Raw genomic sequence first — 25,590 nt, 5'->3', positions numbered from 1 at the left:
GAACAAGAAGATGACTGAGTAAGTAACTGGAACAGTTGCAGTTTCTCACTGGTTTCTGCTTTGGTGGTCGCACGGGGGACCCACCGACGGAAGGAACCCGCCATGAACTCTCCGGCACCCGCGAGCGCGCGGATCAGCATCATCGGCGCCGGCCCGGGAGGGCTCACCTGCGCACGTGTCCTGCGGCGGCACGGCATCGCGGCGACGGTGTACGACCGGGACCCGGACGCCGGCTCCCGTGATCAGGGAGGCTCGCTCGACCTGCACGAGGAGGACGGCCAGCTCGCACTCCGCGAGGCGGGCCTGCTCGAGGAGTTCTTCGCGCTCGCCAGGTGCGAAAGCCAGGAAGAGCGCCGCATCGACACCGCGGGGCGCCTCCTCGGCCACCGGCTGCCGGCCGAGGGCGAGACGGCCCGCCCGGAGATCGACCGCGGTCAGCTGCGGGACCTCCTGCTGCGGTCGCTCGACGCCGGGACGGTGCGATGGGGGCACGCGCTGGAGTCGGTGAGCGGCCCGGCCGGCGGGCCGCGGGTCCTGACGTTCGCCGACGGGAGCACCGTGGAGACGGATCTGGTCGTCGGAGCGGACGGTGCCTTCTCCCGCGTCCGCGCGGCCGTGTCCGGCGCCGTGCCGCGCTACACCGGGGTCGGCTTCCTCGAGGCCTGGTTCGACGAGGTGGACTCCGCGCACCCGGAGGCGGCCGAACTGGTCGGCCGGGGCAGTGCCCACGTGGCCGACGGGGAACGGGGGCTCTTCGCGCAGCGCGGCAGCGGCGGCCACATGCGCGTCTACCTCATGCGCCGGGTCTCCCTGGACTGGATGGCCGCGGCCGGCCTCCGTCCGGAGGACACCGAGGGCATCCGCGCGCGGCTCCTCGCCGACTACGCGGGCTGGTCACCGCGGATACTCCGGCTGATCACCGACAACGACGGCGCCTACGTCGACCGCCCGCTCTTCGCCCTGCCGGTGCCGCACACCTGGCGGCCCACGCCCGGCGTGACCCTGCTGGGGGACGCCGCGCACCTGATGCCGCCGCTCGGGGTCGGCGTCAACCTCGCCATGCTCGACGCCGCCGAACTCGCCCTCGCCCTCGCCCTCGCCGGCTCGGCCACCGTCGACGACGCCGTGCGCGCCTACGAGAAGACGATGCTCCCGCGCTCGGCCGAGATCGCCGGAATGCTGGAGGGCGGCGCCGGGTTCCTGCTGGAGGAGCCCGACGCCGAGGAACTCGCACGGCTCGCTAGCAGCTGAGGTTGCCGCCCGGCTCCACGCCGAGGAGCTGGGTGAAGCGCTCGTAGTTGTCGATGCGGCTCTGGACCTGCCCGGGATTGCCCCCGTCGCACTCCAGGCTGCCGTTGATGGCACGGATGGTCTCCCCGAACCCGGCGCCGTCGACCATGGCGTCGTGCGGGGTCATGGTGCCGGGCCCGGACTGGGTGTTCCAGTACCACAGCCCCGTCTTCCAGGCCACGGCCGAGTCGTTCTGGACCAGGTCCGGATGGTTGAGCAGATCGATGCCGAGGGCGTCCCCGGCGGCCTTGTAGTTGAAGTTCCAGCTCAGCTGGACGGGCCCGCGCCCGTAGTACTTGTCGTTGCCGGCCGGGCAGCCGTAGGGCTGGGAGGCGTCGCAGTAGTGCGGGTAGTTGGCGGTGTTCTGCTCGACGACGTGCACCAGTCCGCCGGTCTCGTGGCCGACGTTGGCGAGGAAGGCGGCGGCCTCCTGCTTCCTGACCGTGTCGCTGCCCGTGTTGGAGAAGCCCGGGTAGGCGCTGAGCGCGGCAGTGAGGCCGCTGTAGCTGTAGAAGGAGTTCCGGTTCGGGAACATCTGGTCGAACTGGCTCTCGCTGACCACGAATTCGGCGGCAGCGGTCCGGGCGGCGGGCTTCCCGGCCTCCGCCGCCTTCTCGGCGACGGCCGACGGGGCCATGGTCAGGGTGCACAGGGCGGCCGCCGCGCCGGTGGCGGCCAGCAGTGCGAGCTTGCGGTGCTGCACGGTATCGACTCCTGCTCGATGGCTCGATGGCTCGATGGGAGGGACGGCGGGGGAGGACGGGCAGGGGGAGCGACGGCGGCCCCGGGAGGGACGCAGTCGCTCCCGGGGCCGCCCGTCCGGCCCCGTCAGCCGCCGACGTTGACGTCGATGCAGGCGTAGAACGCGTTGTCGGTGTCGGCGACGTTCCACACGGCGAGCACCTTCTGCTGCCCGCTGAGTCCGCCGAAGTCGACCTGGTGGTTCACCACGGCGCCCGGCTTCGCACCACCGTCGTCGAACAGCGCGATCCGCTGACCGCCGACGTAGTACTCCCAGGTGCTGGTGGCGTGCTGTGCGGTGAGCTGCCACGAGAACGTCGTGGTCTTCGACACCGGGGTGACCTGCCACCCCTTGCTGTCGTCGTCCAGCTCCGCGAACCGGCTGTTGCCGCCGCTGCAACTGGTCAGGCCCTTGGGGCCCTCGACGCTCTGCGGCTCGTACTTGATGTCGCCGCAGGACACCGTGCCCGCCGCGCACTGGGCCTGTCGGCTGGGCGGGTCGGAGATGTAGCCGTGGGCGCTCGCCGAGGAGGCGGGCAGGCTCACGGCGACGACGGGGGCGAGAACCGCGCCGATCAGGGCAGCGGTCTTCCGGCGTGCGTGCATGGGGAACTCCTTCACATCCGGCCGTCCCGGGCCGCGCGCGGTCATGTGTGGGGGTGACCGCGCACACCGGGGTACGGCCTCTCGTGGGTGGGGCCAGGAGGCGCGAAGGTGCGCGTACTCGCCGTCCTCGCGGGGGAGTGGGACCCCGGCAAGGCTCAACTCCGCAAACGGAGCGGCGAGTTCTGTTGGACTAGACCATACAAGCGGTCGACGTGACCGTGTCAAGGGTGTGTACGGCGAACCACGGCCCGGAGAGGGGCGGTTGGCCGGGGGCCGGGCCCGCTCCGGCCGGTGCGGCGGCCGTGCGGACCCGGTACGGGCAGCGGCTGACCCGGATCGACAAGGGCGACGGGGACTTCGCCATCGCCACCGCCACCGCCACCGCCACCGCCATCGCCACCGCCACCGCCATCGCCACCGACGCCGACGCCGACGCCGACGCGGTGCGCGAGTGGCTGGTGGACTCCCTGTGCGGAACGCTCAACTACGCCGTCGGCACCGCGCTGGTGGCCGTCAACGTGGCGCTGCGCGACGGGCGGGACACACCACTGGCGCCCACCGCGGCCCCCCGGCTGGTCGACGTGACCTCGATCCGCCCTTCCCGGGCGCGCCCGCGGTGAGCCACTCGGGGCCGGCACCGGCCGTCGACGGTAGGGCCGACCGGGTAGAGGATGCCCCACTCCGTGCCGCACGCCCTGGAAACGGCCATGTCGCTGCTAGTTTCGCCAGCCGTCGGAGAAACGCGGACGTCTCGGTCGGAGACGGGCATCGCTTGCGGAGGGAGTACGGATGACTGGTGTGCACGAGGAGCCGTCGGGGACGGGCGCCCCGTTCGGGCGAAGGACCTTCATGGCGTCGGCCGTCCTGACGGCCGCGGCCCCCGTCCAGGCCGCGGCCCCCGTCCACGCCGCGCCCGCACGGGCGGCCGGGCGGCCGGAAGGTGCCGTGTCCGGCTGCCGGTCGGTGGCGCGGCTGCTCGCCGTCCCCCACGGCGGCCGCGGTGTCGACTGGCTGCGGGAAGCCCTTCAGGTCGCCGTGGCACTCGAACTCGCCACGATCCCGCCCTACCTGTGCGGATGGTGGTCGGTGGGGGACCGCACCAGCCACGTCGCGCGCCTCGTCCGGCGCATCATCGGCGACGAGATGTACCACATGGGCGTCGTCTGCAACCTGCTGGTGGCGGTGGGCGGCCGGCCCCGGATCACGGACGCGGCCCTCGCCTACCCGGGTCCCCTCCCGGGCGGGGTGCGCGACGGCGTGAACGTCTACCTGTCGGGCCTCAACAGGCCCTTCGTGCACGACGTGATGATGGCGATCGAAGCGCCGGAGGAGCCCCTGGACCGCGGCATCAGCGGGTCGCCCAGCATCGGCCGGTTCTACGACGACCTCATGCACGCGTTCCGGACCACGGCGCCCGAACTGACGGCGCACGGGCAGTTGTCCGAGCACATCGGTTCCGACGTCCTGGAGCCTGTGACCGACCTCGACGGCGTCGAGCGGGCGATCGAGATCATCAAGGAACAGGGCGAGGGCACCACCAGTTCCCCCGAGGACGCCTTCGGGGACGACTACCCCGCCCACTACTACGCCTTCGGCGAGATCTACCACGGACGGCAACTGCGCCGGGAGCACGACGGCTGGCGGTTCACCGGCGCCCCCGTGCCCTTCCCCGACGCCCGCCCCATGGCCCGGGTCCCGGCCGGCGGATGGCCCGACCCGCCCCAGCGGGTCCAGGACCTCCTCGACCGCTTCGACACCGCCTACGCCAAGGTACTGAGCACCCTCGAGGTGGCCTGGGCCGACGGCGACGCGCGCACCCTGCACTCGGCCGTCCGCACCATGGGCGCCCTGGAGGCCCCCGCACTCGAGCTGATGGAGACCGCCGTCCCCGGCGCGCACGGCAGCACCTACGGACCCCAGTTCCGCCCGCCGGGCGCGTGACGTCGCCGGCCCGCGCGTGACGTCGGCCGGGAGGGTCAGTGACCGCCGGTGAGGGCGCCGCCGATCCTTTCGCGCATCTCGGTGCTGTGCTCGTTGAGCCCGACGATCTCGACCCGCTTGCCGCGCTGCGCGTACTTGGTCTCGATCGCGTCCAGCGCGGCGACGGACGAGGCGTCCCAGATGTGGGTGGCGGACAGGTCGATGACGACCTGGTCGGGGTCACCGGCGTAGTCGAAGCGCGAGACCAGGTCGTTGCTGGAGGCGAAGAACAGCTCGCCGGTGACGGAGTACACGACCTGGCCGCCGTCGGGGTCGGTCACCGAGGTGACGTCGGCCAGGTGGGCCACCCGCCTGGCGAAGATCACCATCGCGGTGACGGAGCCGACCACGACGCCGATGGCGAGGTTGGAGGTGGCGACCACGACGGCGACGGTGGCCACCATGACGAGGATCTCGCCGGCCGGCATCCGCTTGAGCGTCCTCGGCGCGACGGAGTGCCAGTCGAAGGTCGTGAACGACACCATCACCATCACCGCGACCAGGGCCGCCATCGGGATGTCGGACACGACCGGGCCGAAGACGATGCACAGCACCATCAGGAACGAGCCCGCCAGGAACGTGGACAGGCGGGTACGCGCCCCGGAGACCTTCACGTTGATCATCGTCTGGCCGATCATGGCGCACCCGCCCATGCCGCCGAAGAAGCCGGTGACGATGTTGGCGACGCCCTGACCGATCGACTCACGGGTCTTGTTGGAGCGGGTGTCCGTGATGTCGTCCACGAGCTTCGCCGTCATCAGCGACTCCATGAGCCCGACCAGCGCCATGGCGAGCGCGTACGGGGCCACGGTCGTCAGCGTGTCCAGGGTGAACGGCACGTCGGGCAGCCCCGGCACCGGCAGCGCGTGGGGCAGCTCCCCCTTGTCACCGACGGTCGGCACGGCGATGCCGGCCGCCACGGTGATCACGGTCAGGACGACGATGGAGACCAGCGGCGCCGGGACCACCCGGGTGACCCGGGGGAAGAGCACCATCAGCACGAGCCCGCCGCCGGCCAGCGGATAGACCGGCCAGGGCACGTCGGTGAACTCGGGCACCTGCGCCATGAAGATGAGGATGGCCAGCGCGTTGACGAAGCCGACCATCACCGAGCGCGGCACGAACCGCATCAGCCTGGCCACCCCGAGCGCGCCGAGGACCACCTGGAAGACACCGGCGAGGATGACCGCCGCGACGAGGTAACCGAGGCCGTGCTCGCGGTTCAACGGCGCGATCACCAGGGCGACGGCACCGGTCGCCGCGGAGATCATCGCGCGGCGGCCGCCCACGACCGAGATGGTGACGGCCATGGTGAACGCCGCGAACAGGCCGACCTCCGGGTCGACCCCGGCGATGATCGAGAACGAGATCGCCTCCGGGATCAGCGCCAGGGCGACGACGAGCCCGCCGAGGACCTCGGTGCGCCACACCTTCGGATCGGAGATCCAGTCGGGCTTGAGGGCGCGCAGGCGTGCGGCGGGGGAGAGCACGGGAGCAGACAAGGGAGACGTACCTGTCGTGGTCGGGCACGCCCGGCAGCGGGGGACGTGCGGGGGAGCGCGAGGGCCGGGCCGGTCCTGCGCGGGGACCGCGCGGTGGCGGACCGAAGACGGGTGGAGACGGTGTCCCGACGGGGACGGCCGCCGCTCAGGGGCGAGGCGTCACGGCGGGCAGACGGCGGCGCGGGGCATCATGGACATGCGCTCGCTCTCCTGCCGGCGTCGGTCTTCGCCGGGGGCTTCCTCGGCCCCGGCAATGGCATGGTGGACCGGGTCTCCCGCACCGTGTCGGGTCTCCCGCACCATGGAGTGCCGAACGGCACAGCGGCCCGGCACCCGGGCAACTCTACCCTAACGTTACGGTAGAGATCCAAGCCGTCGCGGTGGCGGCGGGACGGACGACGAGGAAGGCGCGGCGTGAGCGGCGGGCACATGCAGATCGGCGAGGTGGCGGCCAGGACCGAGTTGTCGCTGCGCACGATCCGGCACTACGAGGAGACCGGCCTGGTCGTCCCGTCCGCCCGCTCCCAGGGCGGCTTCCGCCTGTACACGGAGGACGACGTCGCCCGCCTCATGGTCGTGCGCCGCATGAAGCCGCTCGGCTTCACCCTCGACGAGATGCGCGATCTCCTGGAGGCCACCGACCGCCTGGACCACGGCGACGGCCGGCTGCCGGCCGACGAGCGCGAGCGGCTTCTCGAGCGCGTACGCGTCTTCGAACGGGCAGCCCGGCAGCGGGTCGCCGACCTGCGGACCCAGCTGGCGCGCGCGGAGGAGTTCGCCGTAACCCTGGCCGACCGCATCGAGAGCGCGACGGCTCCCCGGACCGGGGACGCGCCGCCGGACGCCCCCGCGGCTACTGGCCCTGCATGATCTGGATCAGGTTGCCGCAGGTGTCGTCCAGGACCGCCGTGGTGACCGGTCCCATCTCCGTCGGCTCCTGGGTGAAGCGCACCCCGAGTCCGCGCAGCCGGTCGTACTCCGCCCGTACGTCGTCGACGGCGAAGGAGGCGGCCGGGATGCCGTCCTGGGCCAGCGCCGCCCGGTACGGCCCCACCGCGGGGTGACCGGAGGGCTCGAGCAGCAGCTCGGTCCCGTCGGGCGCCTCCGGCGACACCACGGTCAGCCACCGGTCCCCTCCCGCCCCCACGGGCACGTCGTGCTTCGTCACGAAGCCCAGCGCCTCGGTGTAGAAGCGCAGGGCATGGGCCTGGTCGTCGACGAAGACGCTGGTGAGGTGGATCTTCATGGAACTCTTCTCCGGTGTGTGGGGTTCCGGGCCGTCGGGTCGCGCGGTGCTCGGGCGGGCCGAAACCCTCCGGGACAACACCTGCCTATCAAGTGCCCGCGGGTCCGGCAACGGCCCGGGCCCCGGCCAGGGCGTCCGCCGGGAGCGCGGGTACGGTACGGCCGCCGAAGCCGGTCGTGGTGCTCGCCGCGAGCAGGGAGTTGAGCACCGCTTCCTCGACCCCGTCCAGCACGGCCTCGAACAGCGGGCCCAGGTCGGCGTCGGCCACCGGGCGAGCGGCGTCCGGCCGGGTGCCGAAGGCGACGGCGTAGTCACCACTGCCGTGGCCGTAGGCCGCGCCGGTGCGGGCCAGCGCGAACACGGCACGCCGTGCGACCCGGGTGAGCTGCCGGGCGTCGGCCGGCGCGTCGGTGGCCACCACGATCATGCAGGAACCGACCTCCGCGTCCGGCCCCGGGCCGCCCGGCCCCGTGCCCGGGGACCGCGGGACGAGGGTCCGGCCGAGCACCCGCAGCGTGCCGCCGAAGTTCGCCTGGACCAGTACGCCCACCGTGAAGCGCCGGTCGCCCACGTCCGGGGTGCGGGACGCGGTGCCGATACCGGCCTTGAAGCCCAGCGCGACGGTGCCGGTCCCCGCGCCGACGCACCCCTCGGCCACCGGACCGTCCGAGGCCGTGTCGAGGGCCGCCCACACGTGCTCCTCGTGGACGGGCCGGGCCCGGATGTCGGACAGGTGGCCGTCGTTGCACTCGCCCACCACCGGGTTGAGACTCCGCACCTCCTCGCACCCGGGCTGCCGCAGCACCCAGCCGACCAGGGCGTCGGCCACCCGGAACGCCGACAGGGTGGAGGTGAGCAGCACGGGCGTCTCCAGCGTGCCGAGCTCGGCGAGTTGGGTGGTGCCGACGAGCTTGCCGTAGCCGTTGCCGGTGAACACCCCGGCGGGGAGCGGCGTCCGGGGCCCGACGAGGTCGGGTACGACGGCGGTGACCCCGGTGTGCACGTCCGGCGGCCGGCGCACGGTGGTGTGCCCGACGCGGACGCCCGGCACGTCGGTGATCGCGTTCAGGGGCCCGGTGCCGCAGGACCCGATGACGACACCGAGGTCACGGGCCCGGCGCCGGGAGGCGCGGGGCGGGGAGTCGGGATGCTCCAGTGGTTCCATGCGCCGGACGTTACGCGCCCGCCCCGGAGACCGGACCCGGCACCGCGGACAGCGGCACCGGGACGGGCGCCCCCAGGACCGGGGCCGCCGGCCGTGTGTGGCGGCGTGCGTGCGGCGTGCCTTGTTCTTGCGGCACCGCTTCGAGGGCATGTGACGCCCTCTTCGGAAGGTGGCTGCTCAGTGCGTGTCCGTGCGGGCCGTCCACCCACGACTCCACGTACCCGTGGGCGGTGCCATTCGATGCGGTGCCGGCCGCCCGGCTCTCCCGGACGTGACCTGCGCGGGTGACGAGCCCGGCCATGCGACGTGGTCGACGGCGAGCCACGGTGCGCCGGCCACCGCCGTGGGAGTGAGCCCGGTGAACGCCTTCACCTCCCGGTGGAGGTGCGACTGGTCGGCGTAGCCGCTCTCGAAGGCGACGGTGGCAGGCGCGAGGCCGGCCGCGAGCAGGTGGGCGGCGTGGTCGAACCGCACCAGCCGGGCGGCCCGCTTGGGCGTGATGCCGAGCTGGGTGCGGAACCGGGCCGACAGCCGCTTGCGGCTCCAGCCGACCTCGTCGGCCAGACCGTCGACCCGCAAGCGCCCCCGGCTGCCGAACGTCGCCCGCCAGGTGTGCGCCACCTCCGGATCGACCGGTGGCCGGTCCGTCGCGCGGTGGCGGAGGAGGCGCGCCGCGACCGCGAACCGCTCGTCCCACGACCCGGCGGCGTGCAGCTCGTCCCGGACCCGCCCCGCACCGAGGCCCCAGACGTCCTCGAAGGACTCCACCCTGCCACCGAGCCCGGCCGACGGGCCGAACACCGCGGCCGCCACGACCGGTTGCAGGCGGATCTGCAGGCACTCGCCCACCCGGCCCGCCGCCCTGAGGCATTCCGGGGCGAGCCCCACGACGAAGCTGCCGTACCCGTGCCGGTCCCGGGCGTCGTACAGGAGGCCGTCGCCCTCGCTCAGATCGATGAGCAGGGTGACGGAGGGATGCGCGACCATGGCCATGTCCACGAACGCGGGTGCCCGCCAGCTGAACCCGGCCATGCTGACGCCGGGCAGCCCGGCCGAGGGGCGCGGGACGGCGACACGCACGCGCGACCAGTCGGGCGGCGTCTCGTTCGGTGCCCCGGTGGACGACACGTCACCAGTCTAGGTCTCGGGGCCGGCGGCCGGGACGTCAACGCCCCTTGCGTCAAGGCCCAGGAGCAGGCCGGCGGTCGCTTCCGGCGCCTCCAGCGGGGGCAGGTGCCCGACCCCCGGCAGTATCTCGAGCCGTGCGTGCGGCACCGATTCGTACCGGTGCGCGGACGACGGCTCCCAGCGCGGGTCCGAGGCACCGAAGACCACCAGCACCGGGACGGCGAGCGCGGCGAGGCGCTCCGGCACGCCACGCTCCGCGAGGTAGGCCGTGTTCCCGCGCAGCACCGTCCGGAAGGAGCGGTACGAGATGCCCCGCACGTCCTCGATCATGTCGGCGGGGACGTCCACGGGGCGGGCGGCCGTCGCGTCGATTCCCTTGCGGAGCATCGCGTCCGTACGCCGCGGCCACAGGAGCGGGCCGAACGGCGGGGCCAGCAGGAGCCGGAGGATCATCGGCTGCGGCAGGAGCGCGTCCAGCGCGGGACCCGTGCTGACCAGCGCGATCGTACCCACGAGGTCGGGACGCCGCTCCGCGAGCGCCGTGGCGACGTACCCGCCGCTGGAGTGGCCGACCACGGTCATGGAACGGAGCCCGAGATCGTCCAGGAGCGCCGCCAGCCGCGCCGCCTGCCGCGGCACGTCGTACGACTCGGTGGCCGGGGACCTGCCGCAGCCCGGCAGGTCGACGCGCAGGACGTGCCGGTGCTCGGCCAGTGCCGGGACCACCGGCCCCCAGGAGGCTCCCGAGGCGCCGGAGCCGTGGATGAGCAGGATGGGCGGCGCCTGTGGCGGGCCGTCATGGACCACGTGCATGCCGTGCGAGAGATCGGTGTCGTACTGACTCATACCGGGAGGGTGCACCGGGGCCGGGCGGCGGGTCTTGTACAAAAGTCGCCCGAGGACCGGCTCGCCCGCGCGGCACGTCGGCCGCCCGACCCTCCGGGTACCCTCTCGGGATGACGCAGCACCGTCTTCCCGGGGAGCAGCGGCCCGCGAACGAGGGGCGGAGGGCCGCCGCCCGCAACCGGGCCGCCCTGGTCGCCGCCGCGCGGGAGATCTACTCGGAGCACGGTCTGGACGCCCCGCTGTCCGCGATCGCGCGTCGCGCCGGGGTCGGCCAGGGAGTCCTGTACCGGCACTTTCCCGACCGGGAGGCCGTGGCGAGCGCGGTGCTGGAAGAGAACGTCCTGGAGGTCGAGCAGGCGGCGGCGGCCGAGGAGGCGAACCTGTCCCGAGTACTCGGGGTCCTGACCTGGCACCTGACGGAGTCGGCGGCGTTCATCGGGATCCTGCACGCCGACGGCGCGGGCCGTCGTCCCGGCGGACCGCCCTCCTACGCCCACGCCCTGTCCGAGCGGGTCGAGCGTGCCCTGCGGGCACATCTGCCGGACGGGCACCGGCTGGCCGCGGACGACGACCTCATGACCGCCGTGGCCATGGTCTCCGGTGCCGTCACCGGGCGCACCCGCGAGCAGCGGGAGCACCGGTCCCGTGCGGCGTGGCGGCTCCTCGGCGTCGAGGTGGGACCGGTGCGCGCCTTCCCCCGGTGAACGCGGCGGGCGTCAGCCGCCGTTGGACTGGCGGATGCCCTCCGCCAGTGCCTCGAAGGCGAACAGGTAGCCTCCTCCGGGTCCGCTCACCGTCATGTACGCCCTGGTCCCGCCGGGCGTGATGGCCACGTTGGTCGCCGACTCGAGTCCTCGGGCCGCGCGGGCCGGCACCTCCACGGTCGCCAGGCGCTCGCCGTACTTGTCGTACACCGCCATGGCGGGGCGGCCGTGCAGACCCTGGTACAGGTTGCCGTCCGCGTCCACGGCGATCGAGTCCGTCCGGGCGACACCGCCGTCGACCCGGACGGCGGTGTGCCGGGAGGCCGCTTGGCCCGCGCCGTCGAGGAGCAGGTACGAGATGCGGTTCCGGGTCAGCTCGCTGAACCACAGCCCGCGGTAGTCCGCGTCGAAGGAGATGCCGTTCGGCGACGCCAGCCCGTCCGCCAGGACGGTGGCCTGCTTCCCCGCACGGTCGATCCGCACCACGCGGCCCCTCGACTCGCCCTCGGACATGCCGAGTGAGTCGCTGAGATACAGGTTGCCCTCCCGGTCGAAGGCGAGGTCGTCGGGGTTCATCCGGGATCCGTCGACCTCGCCGGAGAAGAAGGTCCGCGGATCGCCTCCGTCCGGGGCCAGGCTCACGATCTCGCCGTGGGAGAAGTCGGTCAGGTAGATCCGTCCGTCGTACGGGCTGAACTGGGCCGAGGTGTAGGTGCCCCGAGCGTCGGTGTGGAGCTGCTCCGACGTCTTCTTCCGGACATTCACGCGCAGTACCTTCGCCTCCCCGGCCGGGGCGGTGACGTCGACGACGAGCAGCCGGCCCTCCTCGTCGAAGACCGGCCCCTCCAGCAGGGTCATGCCCGTCTCCTCGTGCACCTGCGTCAGCCGCATGACCTGCCGCGCGCGGATGGTCCGGTCGTCGCCGGGGCCGCCGGGTCCCACCGGCGCGCCGGCCGTCTGCGTACCGCACCCGGAAAGGGCCAGCACGCCGATCGTGACGGCCGCGGCCAGGGACCCGGTCGGGATTCCTCGCATGTGCATCACTCTTCCTGTCCGAAAGCATGCGGAAGCAACTCACAGGCAACCGGACAGTGTTGTCCGGTTGTTGTTACCGTAGTGCACGGCTGCTCAAGCCCCGTGATCTCTCGCCCGGTTCATGGAAGGGCGACTCCCCGGCAGTGAAGCGGAAGGAACGAGGCCCCCACATGGCACATGCACAGGAGTTGTCCCCCGAGGAGATCGCCGGGCTCAGGGCGCGTTACCGGGCCGAGCGGGAGCGCCGCGTGCGCCCCGACGGGACGAGGCAGTACCACGGCGCCGACGCCGAGTTCGGCTACTACGCGGCCGATCCGTACGCGCCGCCGGGCACCGGTCGGGAGCCGGTGCGGGACCGGGTCGACGTCGCGGTCGTCGGCGGCGGGTTCGGCGGCATCCTCGCGGGGGCGCGGCTGCGCGAGCGGGGCATCGAGCGCGTCCGCGTGGTCGAGAAGGGCGGTGACTTCGGGGGGACCTGGTACTGGAACCGGTATCCGGGCATCCACTGCGACATCGAGTCGCACGTCTACCTGCCGCTGCTCGACGAGACCGGGTACGTGCCGGAGTGGAAGTACGCGCCCGGCGAGGAGATCCGCCGGCACGCGGTGCGCATCGCCGAGAAGTTCGACCTCCGCGCGGACGCCCTGTTCTCCACCGCGGTCACCTCGCTGACGTGGGACGACACCGGCGAGGCCTGGATCGTCACGACCGATCGGGGCGACCGGTTCCGAGCCGCCTACGTCGTCACGGCCACCGGGACCCTCACCGAGCTCAAGCTCCCCGGCATCCCGGGCATCGAGACGTTCCGGGGCCACACCTTCCACACCTCGCGCTGGGACTACGGCTACACGGGCGGCACCCCGGACGGCGGGCTGACCGGGCTGGCGGACAAGCGCGTCGGTGTCGTGGGCACGGGCGCCACCGGGGTCCAGGTCGTCCCGAAGCTGGCCGAGGACGCGGGTCACCTCTACGTCTTCCAGCGCACCCCCTCCAGCGTGGACGTGCGCGCGAACCGCCGTACCTCCGCCCAGGACGTCGGCGCCGACCGCACGGGCTGGGCGCGTGAGCGCCGCGACAACTTCCTGCGCATCGTCTCCGGGGAGAGCGCCGAGGACGACCTCGTCGCCGACCGGTGGACGTCGTCGGCGGGTCTCCTCGAGAAGCTTCTGCCGAGCTTTTGCCGTCCGGCCGGCAGCGCCGGCTTCGAAGCGGCCTACGAGGTGGCGGACGCCGCCAAGATGAACGAGATCCGCGCCCGTGTCGAACGGGTCGTCACCGATCCGGCGACGGCGGAGCGGCTCAAGCCCTGGTACCGGTACGCCTGCAAGCGCCCCACGTTCTCCGACACGTACCTCCAGGCGTTCAACCGCGACAACGTCACCCTGGTCGACACCGCGGACACCCATGGGATCGAGCGCGTCACCGAGCACGGCGTCGTGGTGAGCGGTACCGAGTACGCCCTCGACTGCCTGGTCTTCGCCACCGGGTTCTCCGTCGGAGTCTCCGGCGTCCACTCCGGCCGGCTGCCCGTCCACGGCCGGGACGGCGTGCTCCTGTCGCGGGCGAGGGCGGAGCGGGGTCCGCGGTCCCTGCACGGATTCACCGGCAACGGCTTCCCGAACCTGATCCAGTTGGGCGCCTCGCAGAGCGCCGCCAGCGTCAACTTCACGCACGTGCTGGACGAGCACGCCGTTCACGCCGCCGCCCTCGTCGCGGCCGCCGAAGCCGCCGGCGCCCTCGTCGAACCGTCCCCGGGCGCGGAGGACGCCTGGATCGCCGCCCTCGGCGAAGACGCCCCCGACCACGCCTGGTTCCACGCCGAGTGCACCCCCGGCTACTACAACGGCGAGGGACGCGGCCGGCCGAACGGCCCCACCGCCTATCCCCACGGCGCCTTCGCGTTCCACAACCTCTTGAGGAGGTGGCGCGAGGAGTCCATGGACGAGGTCCTGCGGCCCAGGGCGACCGCACGGGCGTAGACCCCCGCCGCGGGACGCGCCCCGGGCGGCCGGCGCCGGTTCAGACCGCGGACCGGCCGTCGTCGACGGGCAGAATCGCACCTTTGACGTTGCTCGCGGCGCCCGAGGCGAGGAAGAGGATCGCCGCGGCCTGTTCCTCCGGCCGAGACACCCGGCCCAGGTTGGCGAAGTGCGGCCCGAGGACCGCCGGGCCGTGCGCCGGCCGTCTGGGCCGCCATGCTCAACGCCGCCCTGCGCGCGGCCGTGGAGCAGCACGCCCACCGCCCGGTCGAGCCGGGTTCCGGCCCGGCGGCCCCGCGGGCCGGCCTCGCGGCCGCTCTGCGGACCGCCTCGGGGCTCGTCGCGGCGGGGCTCACCCGACCGGGCGCCGACCGCGGCCCCGCAGCAGGCCGGCACGGGCCGAACGGCGTGTGGTCCGTGGCCGGCCCGCCGGGGGCGGGGTCACTCGGGCCAGGCGGAGTTCTGGATCACCTCGACGAAGTCCGTCCGCCGGAAACCGGGCACGAAGTGTGCGAGGACGTCCGCGTTCACCGTGCCGAAGGTGGTGTCCGGACGGTGCTTGAAGCCGTCCGTGAACGCCCGGAGGATCTCCTTCTTGAAGTCCGGACGCGGGTGCGCGGCCGTGACCGCGTCCATCTGTGCCCGGGTCAGGGCCGTGAGGTGGAGTCCGAGCACGTCCGTCTCGACGCCGGCGGTGGTCGCCGCGATCTCCGGCGCCAGCTTGTACGGGATCTCCGGGGTGGTGTGCAGTGCCACGGCCGTCCACACGGTGTCCGCGGCGGCCTCGGACGCGCCGTGGGCCAGCAGGAACGCCCGTGCCTGGTCCGCGCCGTCCATCTCGAATCGCTGGTCCTCACCGCGGTAGGGCGGCACCAGTCCGGTGTCGTGGAAGAGCGCGGCGACGTACAGGAGTTCCGGGTCCGGCCGAAGGCCCCGGGCGGCGGCCTGGAGGCTGCCGAAGAGGTAGACGCGGCGTGAGTGGTGGTAGATCAGCGGCGGTGTGGTGTCGCGGACGAGTTCCGTCGCCTCGCGCGCGAGCGCGCTGTCGGGGATGCCGATGCCGGCGATGGTCTCTGTCATGGTGGTTCTCCCCGGGGTGGTGCCTGCGGTGTCGGTCCCACCTTGCGCCGGACCACCGGGCCGCGTCCGCTGCCGGATGGCCAGGAACCCCTCGGAACCGGTCATGAGTCCCGCGTGGTGGTGGCGAAGCGGTGCTGGTAGCGGATGGGGGACAGCCCCAGGCGGCGGGTGAAGGCCCGCCGCAGGCTCTCGTAGCTGGGAAAGCCCGACAGGGCGGCGGCCTCGGTGGCGTTGTGCCCGGCGTCGAGCAGGGCCTTGGCCATGTCGAAACGGATCAGCTCCACGTACTTCATCGGCGTCGTGTCCAGTTCGTCCCGGAACATGCGCGTCAGATGCCGCGGACTGACCCGCACCCGTGCGGCGAGGGCCGCCAGCCCGTGGTCCGCCGTCGGATCGCCCTGCACCGCCTCCTGGACCATACGCAGCACCGGGGTCCGGGGAGGCGGGCCCTGGAGCGAGGCGGAGAACTGCGACTGGCCGCCGGCCCGCTGCATGTACACCACCAGCGAGCGGGCGACCTGCCGGGCCAGGCCGGGGCCGTGGTCCTCCTCCAGCAGGGAGAGCGCGAGGTCGATGCCCGCGGTCACGCCGGCGGACGTGTAGGTGCTGCCGTCCTTCACGAACAGCGCGTCGGCCTCGACCCGTGTCGAGGGGCAGCGGCGGGCCAGCGTGGCGGTGTGCTGCCAGTGCGTCGTCGCGCGCCTGCCGTCCAGGAGGCCCGCCGCACCCAGGACGAAGGCGCCGGTGCACACCGACGCGACGCGCCCCGCACGCTCCGCCAGGATCCTCGCGGCCGCGTGGAGATCCGGAGCCACCGGCGCCTGCGGCAGAGCGTCGCCGCCGACCACGACGACCGTGTCGTAGGCCGTGGCGGTACGCGCGTCGGTGTCCGCCGGCACGCGCATGCCGATCGACGAGCGCACCGGCGACCCGCTCACCGAGACGATGCTCAGCCGGTAGTCGGCACCGAACCGGTTGGCCTCGCTGAAGACCTCCGCCGGCCCGGACAGGTCGAGCAGCTTCATCCCGTCGAAGACGAGCACGCCCACACGGTGCGTTCCCGCTGTCATCGCTTCCTCCGCCGTCCGGTCCCACCGGTTGTCCTTCGAGTTCTGGCCGGGTCATGGTAATTCAGCCATACGGGCGAAAAGTGAGGTATGTCGGGTTCCGGCGTAAGGTGGCTGGCGCGGGTCAGTCACCTACGCGGAAGGATCAGCCATGGGCACCGTCACCACCTCCGACGGCACGGACATCTTCTACAAGGACTGGGGCCCGCGTGACGGCCTGCCGGTCGTCTTCCATCACGGCTGGCCGCTCAGTGCCGACGACTGGGACAACCAGATGCTGTTCTTCCTGTCCCACGGCTACCGCGTCATCGCCCACGACCGTCGCGGCCACGGACGCTCGGGCCAGCCGTCCGGCGGCCACGACATGGACACCTACGCGGCCGACGTCGCGGCGCTGACCGACGCGCTCGACCTGCGGGACGCCGTGCACATCGGGCACTCCACCGGCGGCGGCGAGGTCGCGCGCTACGTGGCGCGCGCCGAGCCCGGCCGGGTCAAGAAGGCCGTACTCGTCAGCGCCGTCCCGCCGGTGATGGTGAAGTCCGGGACCAACCCCGGCGGTCTGCCGATGGAGGTCTTCGACGAGTTCCGCGCGGCGCTGGCCGCCAATCGCGCGCAGTTCTACATCGACGTGCCGTCCGGCCCCTTCTACGGCTTCAACCGGGAGGGTGCGACGGTCTCCCAGGGGCTGATCGACCGCTGGTGGCTCCAGGGGATGACGGGTGCGGCCAACGCCCACTACGAGTGCATCGCGGCGTTCTCCGAGACCGACTTCACCGACGACCTCAAGCGGATCGACGTGCCCGTCCTCGTCGCGCACGGCACGGACGACCAGGTCGTGCCCTACGACGGCGCCGCACCGCGGTCGGTGGAACTCCTGCCGAACGGCACCCTGAAGTCGTACGAAGGACTTCCGCACGGCATGCTCTCGACCCATCCGGAGGTCCTCAACCCCGACCTTCTGGCCTTCGTGAAGTCGTAGTCCCGGGGACCTCAGGGGGTCGATTCCCGCAGACGGCGACCCGCCGCCTTGGCCTGGTTGCCGCAGCGGCGCATGGAACACCACTTGCGCGGCCGGCCGCCGTCGGAGTCGAGGCAGAGCATCCGGCACGTCTCGGAGGCGCAGGCGGTCAGCCGGGACCGGCGCGCGTCGTCGGTCACGAGATCGATCAGGTCCCGTGCCACCAGCGACAGCAGGGCCTCCTCGGACAGCCTCCGGCTCCCCTTCGCCACCCACCCGCCGTCGGTCGTGAACTCCAGTCGGGGGGACGGCGGTTCGGTCTCAGCCAGGGAGTTGACCAGGTCCACCGACCGCTGCCGCGGCCGGTGGCCGTCGACGGCGCCGGAGGCGATGTCGTGAGTGGCGGCGCGCAGTGCGTGCAGCGACCGCAGGACGTCCTGGGGGTCGTACCCGTGCTCCAGTGACACCCCCACCCCCCGGCACCAGGCTTCGAGGCGTTCGGCGTCGCCCATGCGCTCGACGGGCGCCTCGGGCCTGCGGCCCACGGTGGCCACCAGGTCCAGGCACAGGGTCCCGGCGTCGAAACGCAGCTCCCGCAGCCGGGCGGTGACTCTTCTGCGCGGCCCGTGCTGCTCGGTGTCCATGGTTCTATAGTAACCGTTCAGATGGTTACCTAGGGAGTGGGGGCGGAGCCATGCGTATCGCGGTGATCGGGGCGGGCGGCGTCGGGGGCTACTTCGGGGCCCGGTTGGCCGCGGCGGGGAACGAGGTCACCTTCGTGGCCCGCGGCGGGCACCTCGAGGCCGTGCGCCGGAACGGGCTGGTCGTCCACAGTCCCCTGGGCGAGCTGCGCACCTCACCGGACTCCGTCGTGGGGAGCGTCTCGGAGCTGGGCCCCACCGATCTGGTCCTGGTCGCCGTCAAACTGTGGGACACCGAGACGGTGGCCGACCAACTGCGGTCCTCGGAGGCGCGCAACGCCCCGGTGCTGTCGCTGCAGAACGGCGTGCACAAGGACGCCGTCCTGCGTGACCGGCTGACCGAGGAGCAGGTTCTGGGCGGCGTCTGCTTCATCTCCGCCTTCATCGAGGAACCCGGAGTGGTCAGGCACAACAGCCCGTTGCAGAAGGTCGTGCTCGGCCCCTACGGGCCCGGTCCGACGGAGACCGGCCGGGCCGTGCTGGCCGCGTTCCGCGACGCCGGGATCGACGCGGAGGGCAGTGACGACATCGAGAGGGTGATCTGGGAGAAGTTCGTCTTCCTCGTGGGTCTGTCGGCGACCACGGCGACGGTCCGTCGGCCGATCGGCGTCGTCCGCGCCCACGAGCGGAGCCGAGCGCTCCTGTACGACGTCATGGCCGAGACCGTGGCCGTGGCGCGGGCGTCGGGAGTGCGGCTGGACAGCGACTTCGCCCAAGACCGGCTCGACTTCTGCGACACGCTCCCCGCGGCCATGACCTCTTCCATGCACAACGACCTGGACAAGGGCAACCGCCTCGAACTGCCCTGGCTCAGCGGGGGAGTGGTGGAACTCGCCGGCCGGCTGGACGTTCCCGTACCGCGCAACCGGACGGTGGCCGACATCCTCGCGCCGCACGTGCTCGGCCGGCCGGCCGGATCGTGACCGCCGAGGTGCCCTACTTCCCGACCCGGGCGAGGAAGTCCCGCATGTGACCGGTGATCTCCTCCAGGTGGGTCTCCAGGGCGAAGTGCCCGGTGTCCAGGAGGTGGATCTCGGCGTCCGGCAGGTCGCGCCGGAACGCGTGGGCGCCCTCGGGGCCGAAGATCTCGTCGTTGGCGCCCCACACGGCCAGCAGCGGAACCTGTGTGTCGCGGAAGTACTGGTGGAGGCGGGGGTAGAGGTCGACGTTGCTCGGGTAGTCGCGGAACAGCGTGAGCTGGACGGCGTCGTTGCCGGGCCGGTCCAGCAGGGCCTGGTCGAGGGCCCAGGTGTCGGGGCTGACGAGGCTCCGGTCGCGGACCCCGTTCAGGTACTGCCAGCGGATCATCTCCGGCGACAGCGCCGCCCGGGCGGGAGCCTCGGTCTCGGGGGTCGGATCGTCGGTGTAGGCGAAGAGCCCGTCCCAGAACTCCTTGACGAAGCCGTCGGTGTAGCCGTTGCCGTTCTGCGTGACGATCGCGGTGACGCGGTGCGGGGTCCGGGTGGCGATCCGCCAGGCCACGGGCGCGCCGTAGTCCTGTACGTACACCGCGAAGCGCTCCGTACCGAGCTGGTCCAGGAGGCCGACGGTCACGTCGGTGAGGGAGTCGAAGCCGTAGTCGAACGCGTCGGTCGTGGGCATCGCCGAGTGCCCGAAACCGATCATGTCGGGTGCGATCACGTGGTACGTGTCCGCGAGCCGCGGGATCAGGCCGCGGAACATGTGGCTGCTCGTCGGGAACCCGTGCAGCAGCACGACGGTCGGCGCCTGCGGGTCACCGGCCTCCCGGTAGAAGACGTCCAGGCCGTCGACGGTGGCGGTCCTGTGGTGCACGGCGACGTTCATGGAAAACCCCTTCAATCACTTTTAGTGGTTAGGTAGAGTCCAGCACTCCACGGGTAACCTGTCAAGTGGAGTTTAGAGGTTAGGTGAGGCGGTGCTGTTGTAACCTGCCAATGTCAGCGGAACGGTTAGGGGTGAGAGCGGTGACCGACAGGGTCGCGGAGGACGTCCTCCTGGAGCTGCTCAACACGACTCCCGTCGTGCGGGGCTCGGTGAGCGACGCCCTGGGCACGCCCGGCCGGGGCCGCGCATGGGCCCGCGGTCACGGAGGGAGCGGGTCGGACGAGGAGGTCGCCCTGCTGGTCGCCGTGCGCGAGGCCCTCCAGGAGGTCGTCCGGGGGCGCCGGGACCCCGCGTGCCTGGGCGAGTTCCTCCAGGGCGTCAGCAGGGTGCCGGTCATCGGGGGCGGCGGGCTGCGATGGGTGCTCGAGGCGCCCGAGGCGCACCGCCTGGCCGTCGAACTGGTGCTGGCCTGGGCGCACGTCGAGGAGACCAGGCCCGGACGGCTCAAGCCGTGCGGCAACCCGGAGTGCCGGCGCTTCCTGCTGGACCGGAGCAAGCCCAACAGCGCCCGGTGGTGCTCCATGGCCGAGTGCGGGAACCGCATGAAGGCCCGGCGGCACTACCAGCGGGTCAAGGGCGCTCAGGCGTAAGGGAGTCGCCCGGCGTCAGGCCGCCGCCATCGCCTCGTGCTTCCAGAACCCCGAGAAGGTGATGCGGTCCTTCGGCAGGCCCAGGCGGTGCAGGTGCCTGCGTCCCTCGGTGGCCAGGGTCGACTCGCCCACGACGAAGGCGTATCCCGACGCGTCGGCGCGGGTCAGCCGGCGCAGTTCGTGCAGCGCGGCGGCGCCGGGGACCGAGGCGCCGTCCCGCCGGACGACCCAGGAGACGGTCACGCCGGCCGGGGCGTCCAGTTCGCGGCGGTCGCCGTCGGTGGGGATCTCCTGGATGAGTCGCCCCACGGTGCCCCGGGGCAGCGAGCGCATGATGCTCGCCGTGGCGGGCAGTCCGGTCTCGTCGGCCACCACCGTGACCTCGCGGGCGTCGTGCGGCCGGTCGAAGAGGACGCCCTGGTCGAGCAGGGCGAGGGTGTCCCCGGGCCCGGCGGCGCACGCCCAGATCGCGGCCCGGCCCTCGATCTCCCCGGTGGGGCCGCGGTGGACGACGAAGTCGATGTCGAGCTCGGCGCTCTCCCCGCGGTAGTCGGCCACGGAGTAGTTGGCGCAGTGCGGCCGCTCCTCCTCCGGGATCGCGAGATACGGCTGCCACCACTGGGAGCCGGAGAACTCCGGGAGACGCAGGACGCGTTGGTGGGGGAGGGGGAAGAACAGCCGGAACCAGTGGTCGTAACCCAGCCACGGGAAGCCGCCCAGCCCCGGCCCGGTGACCGTGACACGCTGCATGGAGGGGGAAACCCGCTCGGTCCGCACGACGCGGGCGCGGAACATCTCCGGGTGCTGGGGCGTGAGCCGCCGAACCTTCGCCATGAAGGGAAGGCTAGCCTAAGTTGCGTTCGATTCCGAGTCGGTGATCTCCAGTCGGACGCCCCGGGTCCGGTCGGACGCCGGGCCCGTCTCCAGCTCGACCGCCCCCGGCTCCACGGCGAGGCGGAGGTCGCGCCCCACCGACGCCAGCGTGTCCGCGCCCACCTCGAAGACCGCCTCGGCCTCGGCGCCGGGCGCGATGCTCAGCCGGACGAAACCGCGCAGTTCGCGCACGCGCGGCCAGGAGCTGCCCCCGGACAGGCGGCGCACATAGAGCTGGACCGTCTCCTCGGCCTGCCGGGACCCCGTGTTGCGTACGGCCACCCGGCAGGTCAGACGCGGTGCGTCCGCGCCGACCCGGGAACGCGACAGCCGTGGCGCCCCGTACTCGACGCTCGTGTACGACAGACCGTGCCCGAAGGCGTGGCGCGGCCCGGCACTCTGGTCGACGTACCCCCGGTAACGGTGGTCCTTGCCGTTGTAACAGACGGGCAGTTGGGCGGCCGACCGGGGCACCGAGACCGGCAGCCGGCCGCGCGGCTCGGCGTCCCCGAACAGCACCTCGGCCACGGCACGCCCCCCGCGCGGCCCCGGATACCAGGCGCTCAGCACCGCCGCCGCGGGCGTGTCCGTCCCGGGAAGGGCGTGGGGGCGCCCCTGGACCAGCACCACCACGACCGGGGTCCCGGTCGCCGACACCGCCGCCAGCAGGGCCCGCTGCCCGGGCGGCAGCGTCAGGTCCGCCAGGTCGACGCCCTCGCCGCAGGTCATGCCGGACGGCGTGCCGGCACCGGTGACGGCCGCACCGTTCGCGTCGAAGACCGTGTCCGGGGAACGGGCGCTGGAGCCGCCCAGCACCAGCACGGCCACGTCCGAGCCGGCCGCCAGCGCCACGGCCGCCGGCACGTCCGACACGTCGTCACCCACCAGACCGCACCCCTGGCCGTGCACCACCTCGGTCCCGGGCCGGACCGCCGCGCGGACGCCCTCCAGGACGGTGACGCCGCCGCCCGGCCGCTGCGGTGCCGTGTAGTCGCCGATCTGCTGCGCCAGGGAGTCCGCGTTCGGGCCGAGAACCGCGATCCGCCGCACCGCACGGGACAGGGGAAGCACCCCGCCCTCGTGGGAGAGCAGAGTCACCGAGGCGCGGGCGATGCGTTCGCCCAGCTCGGCCGGGTCCGGGAGGCCAACGGCCCTCGGTCCGGCCGGGGGCAGCGGCTCCTCGAACAGGCCCAGCCGGAACTTCAGCGTGAGGACCCGGGCCACCGCGGTGTCCAGCGCCGGCTCGGACACCAGACCGCGTTCCACGGCCTCGCCCAGCCGCGTGAAGGAGTCGTCCCACAGGCTCAGATCACACCCGGCGTCCAGGGCCAGCGCCCCGGCCGCCACCGGATCGCCGGTCAGCCGCACCAGCCGGTCCACCGCCGTGCCGTCCGCCATGACGACACCCTCGAAACCCCACTCCGCACGGAGCAGGTCGGTCAGCAGATACCGGTTGGCGACGCAGGGCAGGCCGTCGAACTCGTTGTAGGCGGCCATCAGCCCGTCGGCGCCCGCGGCCACCCCGGCGCGGGCCGCCGCCAGGTGCACCTCGTGCAGTTCACGCACGCCCAGTTCCGTCGCCGCGCTGTTGCGGCCGCCGACGGTGGCGCCCTGACCGGCGAAGTGCTTGAGGACCACGGCCACGCCCGCCCGGTGCGCGCCCTCGACCAGCGCCTCGGTCATCCGCGCGGCGAGGTACGGATCCTCGGCGAAGCACTCCTCGCTGCGCCCCCAGCGCGGATCGCGCACCAGGTCGAGGGCCGAGACCAGCGCGATGTGCGCGCCACGCGCCCGCAGTTCGGCGGCCGCCCCGGTCACCGCGTCGGCGTACAGGCCCGGGTCCCAGGTGGCGCCGACCGCGAGGTTCACCGGGAGCACCGTCCCGTCCAGCGCCTGGTGGCCGTGCGGCATCTCCTCCACCAGCAGCGCGGGGATGCCGAGCCGGGTGCGGTCCACGAGGTACCGCTGCACGGCCGCCGCCGTCCGCGCCCCGTCCGTCGCGTCGAGACCGTCCGCGAAGCCGACACCGGACCAGGCGTCGGCCCGCTGCAACCCGTACAGCGCCCCCATGCCGTCGAAGGCGGCCACCTCCGCGCGGAAGGCGTCCGTGAGGCGGTGACCCTCCCCGGCGCGCTCGTAGGCGTCCCAGCCGTACATGCGCTGGTTGAGCTGACCGACCTTCTCCGCGAGGGTCATACGGCCCAGCAGGTCACGGACGCGGTCCGGCACCGGTGCGGCCGGATCGCGGAAGCGCGGGACGGTCATCGCAGCTCCAGCACCGCGACGCCGTACGCGTCGAGCGGCACGTCCTCGACCGGTGCGCCGTCGGCGAGGCCGTGCAGCCTGCCCTCGGTGGCGGGACGGACGACGAGCGGCTCGGGACTCTGGCTGACCAGCCACACGAAACGGCGGCCGTCGGCGTGGACGAGGACGTCCGCCGAGACGTGCGGATCGGCGACCGTGACGGGCCGCCGCACGCCCGCCACCCGCGCCAGCGCGGCGTAGAGACGGTGCGTGGCCTCGGGGTTGACGCGTGCCGTGCGGGCCGCCATGTGCTCCAGCGGATACGTGGCCAGCACCGTCCGGCCCGCCCCGGTCTCGTGCACGATCAGGGCCGGCCGCCCGTGGGCGTCCACCGCGACGACCCGGCCCGCGCGTGGTACGACCGGAAGGTAGGCCCGGCTGTCCTCGTTCCCGGCGACCGGGAAGCGCAGCACCTCCCCGGCGCGCAGGTCGCCGAAGTCCTCGGTGAACGTCATCTCCAGCACGTCGTCCCCGATCGGCTCGGCGACGCCGTAGGACAGCTGCGACTCGACGCCGAAGAGCCCGTCGAGGTCGTCGAACCAGGGGCCGCGCGTGGCCGGATGCTCGCCGGAGCAGAACGACAGGTACACGGTGGCGCCCTCGGCGGCCCGGCGGGCCAGCTCCCTGCGGGTACGGGTGGTGAACTGCCGGGTGGCGGGGAGCAGGTAGAGCGACGCCTCGCCCGGCAGTCCGTCGGCCTCGCGGGTGAGGGTCACCGGCAGGTCGGCGGCGCGCGCGGTGACGTAACCCTGGTGCAGGGACGTGAAGATGAGCGGCCGGTCGGCGGGGCGGCTGTAGGGATAGCCCCGTTCGAGGAAGGCCGGGACGACCAGTGCGGCGTCGGCGTCCGAGCGGGCGCAGTGCGCGAAGTCCACCGCCTTCAGCACCTCGGCGAAGGCGGCCAGTTCCCGCAGCGGCTCCTTGGGCGCCCCGGTGGCGTCGGTGATGCCGAAGTGCATCTCGAAGGGGTGGTGGTCGTAAGGGGCCTGGTCCCACAGGTCGTCGTAGTCGGTGTTGTTCCACGCGAGCCAGCCGGTGGCGCCGCCCAGCAGCGAGTTGTGCAGGGTCTGCCGGTAGTACACGCCCGCGTTGGCGGCCGAGACGGTGTCCGTGGACAACCCGAACTCCTCCAGCACGACGGGCTGTCCGGTCACCGAGGCCAGCTCGCACTCGAAGGCGGCCCGGTAGTGCTGGCGCGGCCGGTCGGTGTCCGAGCGGTACACGTGCGGGCCCACGAAGTCGACGTACTCGGCCGTCTCGCGCAGCGAGAAACCGTTGTCGCGGCCGGTCACCTCGATGCCCCACGCGCCGTCGCCCAGCGACACCGGTTGCGTCGCGCCCGTCGCCCGCACCGCGTTGCACATGGCCTGGGCCCACGCGGTCACCACGTCCGAGGACGGCGGGTCGACCTGGTAGATCCGCCCGTAGCCGGGCATCTCGTTGGTGATCAGCCAGCCCGTCACCGCCGGGTGGTCCTTGAAGCGCCGCGCCATGCGGGAAACGAACCACGCCTGGCGGCCCACCATCCACACGTCCTCGTACAGGTCACGGCCGCCGCGCCAGACGGGGTCCCAGTTCTCGCCGGACATGTGGCCGACGATGAACGTCGGTATGGTCCCCATGCCCGTCTCCACGTGGGCGTCGAGGAAGTCCCCGAACCGCGCGCACAGTTCGTCGTCGATCCGGTCGGGCTCCGGGTGGAAGTCCGGCCAGTAGAAGAAGGAACGGGTCGTGTTGAGGCCGTGGTCGGCGAGCACCCGCAGTTCGTCACGGACGATCGCCGGGTCGTAGTTCCGCCACATCAGCGGGCCGCCGGTGCGGGACCAGAAGTTGGCGCCGAGCCAGGGCAGGACGTCGGGCTGGTGGGTGAGCTGGGCGCTGTGGCGTCGCATGGTCCTTCTCGGGTGGTGGGGGTGCGGATGGTGC

General features: G+C 72.8%; 23 protein-coding genes and 2 pseudogenes. 9 read left to right on the top strand and 16 right to left on the bottom strand.

The window, feature by feature from the left end:
* Positions 1-102: 102 nt before the first annotated feature.
* Positions 103-1,251, top strand: coding sequence for an FAD-dependent oxidoreductase (locus OHA99_RS00700; RefSeq protein WP_405693466.1), 1,149 nt, complete (start codon positions 103-105; stop codon positions 1,249-1,251).
* Here the strand turns inward: OHA99_RS00700 and OHA99_RS00695 are convergent.
* Positions 1,241-1,993 carry a chitinase gene (locus OHA99_RS00695; RefSeq protein ID WP_405693465.1) on the bottom strand — a complete coding sequence of 251 codons (753 nt, stop codon included), beginning with the start codon at positions 1,991-1,993 and terminating at the stop codon, positions 1,241-1,243. The two genes, OHA99_RS00700 and OHA99_RS00695, sit on opposite strands and share 11 nt — an antisense overlap.
* A gap of 125 nt (positions 1,994-2,118) precedes the next feature.
* Positions 2,119-2,637 carry a lytic polysaccharide monooxygenase auxiliary activity family 9 protein gene (locus tag OHA99_RS00690; RefSeq protein WP_007389633.1) on the bottom strand — a complete coding sequence of 173 codons (519 nt, stop codon included), beginning with the start codon at positions 2,635-2,637 and terminating at the stop codon, positions 2,119-2,121.
* Positions 2,638-2,864: 227 nt separating this feature from the next.
* Between OHA99_RS00690 and OHA99_RS00685 the strand changes: the two are divergent.
* A pseudogene (locus tag OHA99_RS00685) lies at positions 2,865-3,253 on the top strand (hypothetical protein); the annotation flags it as partial.
* Positions 3,254-3,426: 173 nt separating this feature from the next.
* Positions 3,427-4,578 (top strand): ferritin-like protein, encoded by a 1,152-nt coding sequence (locus OHA99_RS00680; protein WP_405693463.1) that lies wholly within the window; start codon positions 3,427-3,429, stop codon positions 4,576-4,578.
* Positions 4,579-4,613: 35 nt separating this feature from the next.
* Here the strand turns inward: OHA99_RS00680 and OHA99_RS00675 are convergent, their stop codons facing one another.
* Positions 4,614-6,119: a SulP family inorganic anion transporter gene (locus tag OHA99_RS00675; protein WP_153176204.1), complete on the bottom strand. Its 1,506-nt coding sequence runs from the start codon at positions 6,117-6,119 to the stop codon at positions 4,614-4,616.
* A 429-nt stretch (positions 6,120-6,548) separates the two neighbouring features.
* On the opposite strand from OHA99_RS00675, the gene OHA99_RS00670 reads away from it, so the two are divergent.
* A complete protein-coding gene (locus OHA99_RS00670; RefSeq protein ID WP_345964529.1) occupies positions 6,549-6,989 on the top strand; it encodes a MerR family transcriptional regulator in 441 nt (146 codons plus the stop codon).
* Here the strand turns inward: OHA99_RS00670 and OHA99_RS00665 are convergent.
* From OHA99_RS00665 to OHA99_RS00650, 4 genes are all read right to left on the bottom strand, one after another.
* The gene (locus OHA99_RS00665) at positions 6,973-7,365 is read right to left on the bottom strand and encodes a VOC family protein (protein WP_153176203.1); all 393 of its coding nucleotides are present in this window, start codon (positions 7,363-7,365) and stop codon (positions 6,973-6,975) included. The two genes, OHA99_RS00670 and OHA99_RS00665, sit on opposite strands and share 17 nt — an antisense overlap.
* Positions 7,366-7,453: 88 nt before the next feature.
* The gene (locus OHA99_RS00660) at positions 7,454-8,530 is read right to left on the bottom strand and encodes a P1 family peptidase (protein ID WP_405693460.1); all 1,077 of its coding nucleotides are present in this window, start codon (positions 8,528-8,530) and stop codon (positions 7,454-7,456) included.
* Positions 8,531-8,707: 177 nt separating this feature from the next.
* Positions 8,708-9,658 carry an AraC family transcriptional regulator gene (locus OHA99_RS00655; RefSeq protein ID WP_228125993.1) on the bottom strand — a complete coding sequence of 317 codons (951 nt, stop codon included), beginning with the start codon at positions 9,656-9,658 and terminating at the stop codon, positions 8,708-8,710.
* 9 nt (positions 9,659-9,667) lie between these two features.
* Entirely contained in the window at positions 9,668-10,504 is an 837-nt protein-coding gene (locus OHA99_RS00650) for an alpha/beta fold hydrolase (protein WP_405693458.1), read from the bottom strand.
* A 110-nt stretch (positions 10,505-10,614) separates the two neighbouring features.
* On the opposite strand from OHA99_RS00650, the gene OHA99_RS00645 reads away from it, so the two are divergent.
* Positions 10,615-11,208, top strand: a complete 594-nt coding sequence (locus OHA99_RS00645) for a TetR family transcriptional regulator (protein WP_381585777.1) — start codon at positions 10,615-10,617, stop codon at positions 11,206-11,208.
* 12 nt (positions 11,209-11,220) lie between these two features.
* On the opposite strand, the gene OHA99_RS00640 is transcribed toward OHA99_RS00645, so the two are convergent.
* On the bottom strand, positions 11,221-12,249 hold the full coding sequence (locus OHA99_RS00640; RefSeq protein WP_381497996.1) for an SMP-30/gluconolactonase/LRE family protein: 1,029 nt from the start codon (positions 12,247-12,249) through the stop codon (positions 11,221-11,223).
* Between the two features lie 164 nt (positions 12,250-12,413).
* On the opposite strand from OHA99_RS00640, the gene OHA99_RS00635 reads away from it, so the two are divergent.
* The gene (locus tag OHA99_RS00635) at positions 12,414-14,222 is read left to right on the top strand and encodes a flavin-containing monooxygenase (protein WP_405693455.1); all 1,809 of its coding nucleotides are present in this window, start codon (positions 12,414-12,416) and stop codon (positions 14,220-14,222) included.
* Between the two features lie 40 nt (positions 14,223-14,262).
* Here OHA99_RS00635 and OHA99_RS00630 read toward each other — a convergent pair.
* From OHA99_RS00630 to OHA99_RS00620, 3 genes and pseudogenes are all read right to left on the bottom strand, one after another.
* A pseudogene (locus OHA99_RS00630) lies at positions 14,263-14,421 on the bottom strand (SDR family oxidoreductase); the annotation flags it as partial.
* Between the two features lie 242 nt (positions 14,422-14,663).
* Positions 14,664-15,302, bottom strand: coding sequence for an HD domain-containing protein (locus OHA99_RS00625; RefSeq protein WP_228125992.1), 639 nt, complete (start codon positions 15,300-15,302; stop codon positions 14,664-14,666).
* Positions 15,303-15,403: 101 nt separating this feature from the next.
* On the bottom strand, positions 15,404-16,372 hold the full coding sequence (locus OHA99_RS00620; protein WP_153176196.1) for a GlxA family transcriptional regulator: 969 nt from the start codon (positions 16,370-16,372) through the stop codon (positions 15,404-15,406).
* Between the two features lie 148 nt (positions 16,373-16,520).
* Between OHA99_RS00620 and OHA99_RS00615 the strand changes: the two genes are divergently transcribed.
* Complete coding sequence (locus OHA99_RS00615; RefSeq protein ID WP_153176195.1) at positions 16,521-17,351, top strand: alpha/beta fold hydrolase; 831 nt, start codon at positions 16,521-16,523, stop codon at positions 17,349-17,351.
* A gap of 11 nt (positions 17,352-17,362) precedes the next feature.
* On the opposite strand, the gene OHA99_RS00610 is transcribed toward OHA99_RS00615, so the two are convergent.
* Complete coding sequence (locus OHA99_RS00610) at positions 17,363-17,974, bottom strand: ABATE domain-containing protein (protein WP_153176194.1); 612 nt, start codon at positions 17,972-17,974, stop codon at positions 17,363-17,365.
* Positions 17,975-18,024: 50 nt separating this feature from the next.
* Here OHA99_RS00610 and OHA99_RS00605 point away from each other — a divergent pair, with 50 nt between their 5' ends.
* Entirely contained in the window at positions 18,025-18,954 is a 930-nt protein-coding gene (locus OHA99_RS00605; RefSeq protein ID WP_153176193.1) for a ketopantoate reductase family protein, read from the top strand.
* A gap of 13 nt (positions 18,955-18,967) precedes the next feature.
* On the opposite strand, the gene OHA99_RS00600 is transcribed toward OHA99_RS00605, so the two are convergent.
* Entirely contained in the window at positions 18,968-19,837 is an 870-nt protein-coding gene (locus tag OHA99_RS00600) for an alpha/beta fold hydrolase (RefSeq protein ID WP_153176192.1), read from the bottom strand.
* A gap of 140 nt (positions 19,838-19,977) precedes the next feature.
* Here OHA99_RS00600 and OHA99_RS00595 point away from each other — a divergent pair, with 140 nt between their 5' ends.
* Complete coding sequence (locus OHA99_RS00595) at positions 19,978-20,487, top strand: CGNR zinc finger domain-containing protein (protein WP_153176191.1); 510 nt, start codon at positions 19,978-19,980, stop codon at positions 20,485-20,487.
* A gap of 15 nt (positions 20,488-20,502) precedes the next feature.
* Here OHA99_RS00595 and OHA99_RS00590 read toward each other — a convergent pair whose 3' ends face one another.
* The 3 genes from OHA99_RS00590 to OHA99_RS00580 are packed head-to-tail and all read right to left on the bottom strand — an operon-like array spanning position 20,503 to position 25,556.
* Positions 20,503-21,321: a siderophore-interacting protein gene (locus OHA99_RS00590; protein ID WP_194279802.1), complete on the bottom strand. Its 819-nt coding sequence runs from the start codon at positions 21,319-21,321 to the stop codon at positions 20,503-20,505.
* 15 nt (positions 21,322-21,336) lie between these two features.
* Positions 21,337-23,625, bottom strand: a complete 2,289-nt coding sequence (locus OHA99_RS00585) for a glycoside hydrolase family 3 N-terminal domain-containing protein (protein ID WP_405693451.1) — start codon at positions 23,623-23,625, stop codon at positions 21,337-21,339.
* Positions 23,622-25,556: a cellulase family glycosylhydrolase gene (locus OHA99_RS00580; RefSeq protein WP_153176189.1), complete on the bottom strand. Its 1,935-nt coding sequence runs from the start codon at positions 25,554-25,556 to the stop codon at positions 23,622-23,624. Before OHA99_RS00580 ends, OHA99_RS00585 begins: the two co-directional genes overlap by 4 nt.
* Positions 25,557-25,590: the final 34 nt, after the last annotated feature.

Source organism: Streptomyces coelicoflavus, from assembly GCF_045041415.1.
Lineage (GTDB): Bacteria > Actinomycetota > Actinomycetes > Streptomycetales > Streptomycetaceae > Streptomyces > Streptomyces coelicoflavus.
The sequence above is the reverse complement of the archived record's forward strand: the minus strand, read 5'-3'. Positions and strand labels throughout refer to the sequence as shown.

What these genes read in the sequence shown, in the direction of transcription:
- OHA99_RS00700 (WP_405693466.1), top strand. Translation starts at nt 103, where the DNA reads ATGAACTCTCCGGCACCCGCGAGCGCGCGGATCAGCATCATCGGCGCC.
- OHA99_RS00690 (WP_007389633.1), bottom strand. Translation starts at nt 2,637, where the DNA reads ATGCACGCACGCCGGAAGACCGCTGCCCTGATCGGCGCGGTTCTCGCC.
- OHA99_RS00680 (WP_405693463.1), top strand. Translation starts at nt 3,427, where the DNA reads ATGACTGGTGTGCACGAGGAGCCGTCGGGGACGGGCGCCCCGTTCGGG.
- OHA99_RS00670 (WP_345964529.1), top strand. Translation starts at nt 6,549, where the DNA reads ATGCAGATCGGCGAGGTGGCGGCCAGGACCGAGTTGTCGCTGCGCACG.
- OHA99_RS00665 (WP_153176203.1), bottom strand. Translation starts at nt 7,365, where the DNA reads ATGAAGATCCACCTCACCAGCGTCTTCGTCGACGACCAGGCCCATGCC.
- OHA99_RS00660 (WP_405693460.1), bottom strand. Translation starts at nt 8,530, where the DNA reads ATGGAACCACTGGAGCATCCCGACTCCCCGCCCCGCGCCTCCCGGCGC.
- OHA99_RS00650 (WP_405693458.1), bottom strand. Translation starts at nt 10,504, where the DNA reads ATGAGTCAGTACGACACCGATCTCTCGCACGGCATGCACGTGGTCCAT.
- OHA99_RS00645 (WP_381585777.1), top strand. Translation starts at nt 10,615, where the DNA reads ATGACGCAGCACCGTCTTCCCGGGGAGCAGCGGCCCGCGAACGAGGGG.
- OHA99_RS00640 (WP_381497996.1), bottom strand. Translation starts at nt 12,249, where the DNA reads ATGCACATGCGAGGAATCCCGACCGGGTCCCTGGCCGCGGCCGTCACG.
- OHA99_RS00635 (WP_405693455.1), top strand. Translation starts at nt 12,414, where the DNA reads ATGGCACATGCACAGGAGTTGTCCCCCGAGGAGATCGCCGGGCTCAGG.
- OHA99_RS00625 (WP_228125992.1), bottom strand. Translation starts at nt 15,302, where the DNA reads ATGACAGAGACCATCGCCGGCATCGGCATCCCCGACAGCGCGCTCGCG.
- OHA99_RS00620 (WP_153176196.1), bottom strand. Translation starts at nt 16,372, where the DNA reads ATGACAGCGGGAACGCACCGTGTGGGCGTGCTCGTCTTCGACGGGATG.
- OHA99_RS00615 (WP_153176195.1), top strand. Translation starts at nt 16,521, where the DNA reads ATGGGCACCGTCACCACCTCCGACGGCACGGACATCTTCTACAAGGAC.
- OHA99_RS00610 (WP_153176194.1), bottom strand. Translation starts at nt 17,974, where the DNA reads ATGGACACCGAGCAGCACGGGCCGCGCAGAAGAGTCACCGCCCGGCTG.
- OHA99_RS00605 (WP_153176193.1), top strand. Translation starts at nt 18,025, where the DNA reads ATGCGTATCGCGGTGATCGGGGCGGGCGGCGTCGGGGGCTACTTCGGG.
- OHA99_RS00600 (WP_153176192.1), bottom strand. Translation starts at nt 19,837, where the DNA reads ATGAACGTCGCCGTGCACCACAGGACCGCCACCGTCGACGGCCTGGAC.
- OHA99_RS00590 (WP_194279802.1), bottom strand. Translation starts at nt 21,321, where the DNA reads ATGGCGAAGGTTCGGCGGCTCACGCCCCAGCACCCGGAGATGTTCCGC.
- OHA99_RS00585 (WP_405693451.1), bottom strand. Translation starts at nt 23,625, where the DNA reads ATGACCGTCCCGCGCTTCCGCGATCCGGCCGCACCGGTGCCGGACCGC.
- OHA99_RS00580 (WP_153176189.1), bottom strand. Translation starts at nt 25,556, where the DNA reads ATGCGACGCCACAGCGCCCAGCTCACCCACCAGCCCGACGTCCTGCCC.